General features: G+C 29.4%; 4 protein-coding genes. All 4 read right to left on the minus strand.

Annotation, left to right across the window (positions count from 1 at the left end; genetic code table 11):
* Positions 1 to 352: 352 nt before the first annotated feature.
* Positions 353 to 2,758, minus strand: a complete 2,406-nt coding sequence (locus JOD21_RS18940) for an AAA family ATPase (protein WP_204731056.1) — start codon at positions 2,756 to 2,758, stop codon at positions 353 to 355.
* Entirely contained in the window at positions 2,755 to 3,513 is a 759-nt protein-coding gene (locus JOD21_RS18945) for an ABC-three component system middle component 1 (RefSeq protein ID WP_204731057.1), read from the minus strand. Before JOD21_RS18945 ends, JOD21_RS18940 begins: the two co-directional genes overlap by 4 nt.
* Positions 3,510 to 5,027 (minus strand): ABC-three component system protein, encoded by a 1,518-nt coding sequence (locus JOD21_RS18950; RefSeq protein ID WP_204731058.1) that lies wholly within the window; start codon positions 5,025 to 5,027, stop codon positions 3,510 to 3,512. The genes JOD21_RS18945 and JOD21_RS18950 overlap by 4 nt, the downstream gene beginning before the upstream one ends.
* Positions 5,028 to 6,206: 1,179 nt before the next feature.
* Complete coding sequence (locus tag JOD21_RS18955) at positions 6,207 to 6,491, minus strand: hypothetical protein (RefSeq protein ID WP_204731059.1); 285 nt, start codon at positions 6,489 to 6,491, stop codon at positions 6,207 to 6,209.
* Positions 6,492 to 7,483 lie beyond the last annotated feature (992 nt).

The following is a 7,483-nucleotide window of genomic DNA, read 5'->3' on the forward strand; positions in this document are numbered from 1 at the left end:
AGGGTGGATCTCTCTATGGCAGAGGTGGTATAAAAACGTGTCACTAGTGGATCAAAAAGATGGCAAAGGTGGGTCAATCTAATGGCTGTATTCATAAACAGGTACACGTCATATTGAAAAAGGAAATAACAAAAAATAAAGTCGAGACAGCGTGAAAAAAATTAATTAAAGAAAATGATGAGCTGATAAATTTTAATACTACTTCAAAAGCTGCAGGTATTTCAAAAACATACCTTTATAAAATAAAGATCTAAATAGATGAGAAAAAGGCTTGAAGGCGCGCTTTAGAAGTTAATGTAAAATTAAAGGCATGCTTAAATGTTCTTTTAAGCATGCCTTCCATTTAAATAGATTATTTCAAATATAAATCATTTTTTAAGTTTAATGACTGCGATCTGAGGTTAAAAACGTCAAATTTGTATTTGAGGAAATTACTAATATTTTCTTCATGAGTTGATAATATGATTTGTTTTTCTCTAAAATCGTTTCTTAGTAGTTCTATAAATGAAGATATATTTATATCATCCATAGTCTGAAGAGGATCATCGATTAGCAATGAGGAGAGCCCTTTATTCCCATAAACTTTATTTAAAGTTAAAGTTAATGCTAGAATAACTCCTGAAAGTTGACCTGAACTCATAAAATTCGACACATCATGATCTTTTTCAGGGTGGCTAATAAATCTAATAATTCTTGATTTGCTTTCCTTCATAAATATTCCTGAACCTCTTTGATGAGATTGAAGAATTTTTGCTGAATAAATATAGAATACAATTTCAATGTCTTTCATTATCTGTTTCCAGTATTTTTTTATATTGGTATCATATACTTTGATTACTTTTTTTGTACCATCTAGTAATTGTTCGTATATTAATTCTTTTTCTTTATATTCTTCAAGCTCTGAAATTAGCTTTTCTTTTTCTATGAATATTGAGTTATAATAACAAGTTTTAATGTACTCTATTTTTTTATCGATGGCTTCTGTATTACATTTATCAACTAAGCGACTGTCCATCTTAAAATACTGTTTATATATTGAATTAAATAATTCTAAGTCAATGTCTATTGTAGTATTTTTAATTGTTTTTAGATTTGATTCATTTGTTGATTTTAATTTTTGTTTTATTAATAAAATCTCATCATTTTCAATATAATTATTCTTTAAAGGTATTAACTCCCTAAAGAATATATCGTTTTTATTTAACCAATCTTCAAACACTTTTATTTGGTTTTTATCTTTAGGAATATCCTTAATCTGATTATAATACTGGGTGCTTATAATTTTGTCATTCTCTTCTTTGAAATAATTTAAACTATCCTGGTATACTTGACTAATTACAGTATCATATAGATTATTTAAGCTATCATTTATCAGATTTGACGTATCATCTAACAAACTCTCGAAGTAGTTTTTTTTACTTTCAAAGTTAGATATTAATTGGCTATATGAATCCCAAAAACCTCCACACAGTGGACACTCCACAGAACTGTCATGTTTATGGGTATCATCAAGAGTAGATTTATACTTTCTAATAAAACTGTCTCTAATATTAATTAGTTCTCGTATACTTTCAGAAAATATTGAAGAATTTTTTTCTGCTTCTCTCAATTCCTTTATTTTATTTTGAATTTTTTCTTTAGTTTCTGATGTAAATAGAGTAGGTTTGTGTGATGTCCAAAAATCATATAATTTATCAAATTCAAAATCTTTCCACTCCACTAAAAACTGTTCTTTCGACAATTGAGTTGCAAGTATATAAGCATTCAGTTGATCTTCGTACAACTCGATTATTTCATCTGCATTATTAGAATTTGATTTTAAAATTATAAAGTTTTCTAAAAGCTGTTCATTATTAGTGAAACTTAATAATTTTGTATTGAATTCTTTCGCCTCAAAGGATTCAAAATTTACAATAAACTCACTAATTTTGTTTAGCTCTTGAATGTATCTTTCTTTGGTTTCGAAATTTAAAGATTTTAAATGCTTTCTGTCCCACTCGAATAGTGGTGAAAAGTGAGGAAGAAGCTCAAAATATTCAACTTTTCCTTCTTCGGTTTTATTCAATTGTTTAGTGAGACCATCAATATCACTGGATAATATTGTTATATCTGAAGATAGTTTTTTTTTCTTTTTTAATAAGGTATTTTTAATTTCATTGTAGCGTTTTAATTCTGCTTCCTCTCGATCAGTATTAAACAATAAAGAGATTTGGGTTAACCTTTCAGTTTCATTCATTCTTAGCAGATATTTATTGTCTTCTTGTTCGATATAATAAACTAGATTAAATATATTAGTTATGTCTACACCAAACTTCTCAAAAATCACCTCACGTAATTCAGTTACGACTAAATTGTCTTGTGAGGGGAGGTCGTTGAAATTATCTAATAAATATGTTTCGAAAATGTCAAAGTTATCTGGTGAGTTTTTTTCGGTCATCAAATTTGCTGGAATTGTCTTTAAGATAGTAAAATTTTCTTTGCTTTCTTTTTTGACAAATTCAATTTTGAGTATACTTTCGACTGAACTGTCATTTTTAAATAAAAGCTCATTATACTTTGTTCTAGCGTCTGATTTTTTTATTCTGTTCAGCTTGCCTGTTAAAACTAATTCGATTACATCAAAAATTGAGGTTTTACCAAATCCGTTAGGCCCATCTAAAACTGTTAAAGTGCTTCCTCCCAAGATGATAGGCTGAGGAATATCTTCAAAGAGTTTGAAGTTTTTTATATGGATTTTATTAATACTAAATAAACTCATTGTTGTTCACCTTTATTGTTTCGACTTAGAAATAACTCAAAAATAATATGTTCATTTTTCTCATCTTTAGTTAGCTCAATATCAATATCAATATTGCTTATTAATAAATCTAGCTCATTTTTAAATTTGTCTAGACCACTACTTTCTAAAGAAACACCAATAGTTTCTTTAAGTAGGTATATCTCTTTGTTTATATCTTCAGGAATTCTTAATGCTGGTAATTTTATAAACAGATTGGAAACAAAATTAAATGTATTTTCACCATATGGATCATTTTTGAATTCGTTAAAAAGATCTACACTTGTAACAATGTTAGCCAACAATTCCGTAATGGGTTTAGAATTGTTTGGCTCAAAATAATTTAAAATAAATTCATTATATTGATCCTCAGTATATGGCAGAATATATTTTTTAAAATAGTATGGGTCTTCTTCTACTAATAGAATTTCATTGCTCCTTTCATTTGTTGGAAGAAATATAAGCATGGAGGTATTTTTATCTATATCTAATAGTTTTTCATTCTGCTCTTTTAAAAAATAGAAATAATTAGCTTGGTTTTCTAGTATAAATTTTAAATCCGAAATATCAGTAGTAAAAAGTACAAGAAAATAAGTGTTATTAAAAGTGTTTTTAAAGAAAAGTGGTTTCAAATGATCCATCTTTACATAGTTAAAATTAGGCATGTCTCTTTTTTCGTAATCTAGTTCGATAAATAATCTTTCAACAAAAGCATATATATCAATTGTTTCACTCATTTTTTTCTCCTAGCATAGCTATTTTCTAGTGTAACTAATTTAACGTTCTTTATATCCATTATGTGGTTATTTTTTTTGTCACTACCTTTTTCTTTATTAACAGTGACTTTATGAATATAATCCTTTAACGAAGCATCTATATTTCCAGTAAGAATTTTATCAATCTTATACAATTCTATATGAATTTCACGATTCTCAATGATACTTGTTGCGATCTTACTAATAGCAGCATTAGTTAATACAGTTGATTCCCGCTGATAAAACGAACTAGGATTTTGTGGAATTGGTATAGTGTGACTTATAGCCGTAGGTAGATATTGTTCTTTATTCAAATTTATAACTAAATTTTTTTCGCTAAGTTCTTTATGAAATAACAAGAGTGAATATATCCAAGGAAATGTAATAAATTGTTCATTAACCAATTCCACAGCAGATAAGTGATTGTTTTTAAAGTCTACTCTCAGATGAGGGTTTATTTTTTTGCAAAGTGTTAAAAATTCTAAGTCACTATATTTGGTATATATTTCTCTAATTAATATCATTATTCTATCAATTCCGGCTTCTTGATGTTTATATTGTTCGTGATCTTCTTGTGATAATTTAGTCTCAGCAGAATCCTGTACGATGGTTTCTATTTCTTGTTTTTTATTAATACAATAACTATTTAATACTTCAAACATTTTGTTTTTTAAATAATATATATAATATGAAAGGGGGAGTTCTTCATACTTTGTATCCATAATATTCATAAAATCCTTAAAACAAATTTCTTTATCAAATATATCTTCATCTTTTTGCCGATTGATATGCCTATTATTAATGTGATTATCAATGAGTCCTAACATACACGTATATGCAGAATCTATATATTTTTCTAACAATCCTTTTTTTAAAAGTGAATCTTTAACTCCTGTACTTTCATAATATTCCTGAATCTTGTCTTTAACTGTCTTTTCCACATCAATAAGTTGGCAATAATATTTTCCAGGAGGATACTTATATATATTGAATTTATTTATTGCTTCCTCTTTTAAAAAATTATCATTTACATAATTATAAAGTTCTAAAGAGTTAATGATTATTTTTGATTTAGAAGGTTGGGGTTTTGAATAAGTATCTAAAACTTCAAAAAGTAATTTTTTAGATGTTATATCTCCTTTTGAAGATCTAATTACATCAGCGACATGCAAATACGAATTTTCAATTGTTGAGTATTCTTCGTATACAGATTTCCCTAAAAGTTGCCAAATTGCATCCTTGTACTCCGATAAAGGCTCCGAAGCATATGATTTAACTTGATGAATCTGAATGTGTTTTCCATTTTTTAATATCGAAAAATCTTCGAGACGCTCAAAAGCCAGTTTAAAGGAATCTATTTTCTCATTTTTTTCAACACGCTCTTTAATTAAATCTATTACAACAATAAGTGCGATTTTACCTTGATAACTGTAGCCGTTCCAACTATTAGTAGCATCAAATTCAAGGGTTTTTTTACTCTTACTCAAATTGGGCATGAAATCGTCCCCCTCTATAAGACATAAAATTGGTAATTATATTTATACTAACAATAATTTGACCGTAGGAGTATAGTCACTCTTAAAAAAATGAAATTTAATTTTTAATTAAATTTTTTTATTATCTTTTTTTACATATAAAACATTGTAGACTCTTATATTTTAAGTGTTTTTTTAAGTTTAGTTTAGATAACCAGAAGGACGATGATTCAGGCTTTAAGGCTTCCCACGTGGCACATTTGAACTGAGACGGGCTAATTTTTGTTTTCTAAGGTTACAACTTTAAAATAATCTCGATTCTCATCCTCTCAGAAATGCTTGAGTAAATTATAGCTGTCTTTTGGAATTTCCACCGACCTTTCTTTATATAAAAGGCTTGATTATTTTACTAATTTTACCTATACGACATTACACCTGTTAGCAGCCTAATCCTTATTACTTTCTCTTTGGCCTGTTAATAGTTTCTTTTCTTTACTTAAGCTCATCAAAGATTCCTGATTAAAATGAAAAGGGCTTAACCTCTGATGGAGGTTAAGCCCTTTTCATTTTAATTACCTTTATAATATATATAACATTTTATACACGTCTGTTGATTAGCCAAAATTTAGGTCTTCTAAATACACTTCATCTTTCAGTCGATAAGGTCATTCAGCTATTGCGTTCTGCCAGTCAATCTTTAATAAATCATCACAAAGAAATAAACGCTTAAAACCATTTTGTGACAACCTCTTAATCTCCTTTAACTTAACCTCTTCGAAGGTCCAATTAATCAAGATATAAGTGATCAAAGCGATAAACAGATGGGAAATACTTCATTTTGTTATTTTCCAAATAAAGTCTAGACAATTAATTGTCCTTTGGTCCTTTGAAAGAAAGATTCAATCTTCTATCGTGTTTGATACACGCTAGCGATTTCATCAGCGGACAGTTCCATCACGTTAATCGCGACATGCACCAGATGACCTTCACGGTCAGTGAATGACACGACTCTGAACCGCTGCTCTGTCCGGGATTGCTTGGTTCCACAAGTCGGCAGGTTATATCTCCTGTTACATTTGATGATCTCGGTGAAAAACGCTGAAGAGAATAGGGTTTGTGAAACACAATGTTGTCTTTCAATCTAATCAAAAAACGTCGTCCGTGCGCATCAAGCTGTTTGTGTTTACCATACGCTCGGTCTCACACAAGAATAACATTCGAATGAGCCAGTGAAATATCGGCAGGTCTATCGTGGAGCAGCCCTGTCGTTTTCTTTACATGAAGAGGCATCTCCGTTTCAGTTGTATAAGCGACATTAAGCTTAATTCCTAATAGTTCACCATGGTAAGGTGCCCATGGCATCCTCGATTTGCCAAGTGTGATTGTGGTGGAATCGATCAATAGACAAGTATTTCTAATCGGCCTCGACCTTCTTTGAGTATAATTACAACGGTTAACAAGCAGATGAAATAGGTACGTAGCCAATTGCTAAGGGACTTCAGCGATCTTTTTACTAATCGATGAATAATGAACAGTATTCAATTGAAGAGAACTCATTCGATCCGCATCGTAATGATACCCGTCCCATTTTTCAAGTGCTGCCTGCTCTAAGAAAATCAGTAAGATCTCTCACAATGAATTTACGGAAAACATCAGAGTAATCATGCTTTCCGAGTAAAGACTGAAATGAATTGTTGGAATTAAATGATTAAATAAGGCGGAAATCGTTCTAGAAAGGTTAACAGAAACCACCTTACCATGATGTGGGCTTGGTCGCTTAACATCGAATCAGAATCGGTGTTTTCGTTCTAGATCCAATTGAAAAAATAGCTAATAATCAGATTCGAAAAATAATAAGTGAACTATTGGATATGCATTATAATATTATTGAATCAAATGAAATTCTAATTTGTACCTTAATAGATTTGTGGATTTGCTAACGTTAAGCTTCAAACTCCAAAAGTAACCTTTGACTTAATGATTATTAGAAATAATTATTATGTACCTTAGCTTAATACTTCTTCTCGAGCTCAGTTCTTTGCTAGTTCATGCTATAAATTTAATTTTGTTTAGAAAAATTTATTAGCTATTTTATCTTAACTATGGCATGCAAATGACAGTTACCATATATTCTAGTGCTTACTAACCACCATAGAAGCCTTCAAATATAAATTAGATAACTTAGTAACCAGTTTGAAATTTCAAGAATTTAATTCATAATATAAATTTCTCTATTAATAACAAATAATGCTAAAACCTCTTGAACTATAGACTATTATACTATATATTAAACTACAAATTAAAAATTTATGAATATTCAGATATCTGTTATTAGATCAATGTCTGAGGAACAAGAATAGAATTTAAATATATTATTAATATCTGAATGAATTTCATAATTCTCAGCCCAACGCCCACAAGCGTTTTAGCGCATAAAAAAAGGAGAACCTCCCCAAACAGTCGAAAAGAGTTAGCGA

The sequence above is a fragment of the Jeotgalibacillus terrae genome (genome assembly GCF_016908195.1).
Taxonomy (GTDB): Bacteria; Bacillota; Bacilli; order Bacillales; family Jeotgalibacillaceae; genus Jeotgalibacillus; species Jeotgalibacillus terrae.

Bases quoted from the DNA above. Each gene is read 5' to 3' on its own strand.
- JOD21_RS18940 (WP_204731056.1), bottom strand. From the start codon at position 2,758: ATGAGTTTATTTAGTATTAATAAAATCCATATAAAAAACTTCAAACTC.
- JOD21_RS18945 (WP_204731057.1), bottom strand. From the start codon at position 3,513: ATGAGTGAAACAATTGATATATATGCTTTTGTTGAAAGATTATTTATC.
- JOD21_RS18950 (WP_204731058.1), bottom strand. From the start codon at position 5,027: ATGCCCAATTTGAGTAAGAGTAAAAAAACCCTTGAATTTGATGCTACT.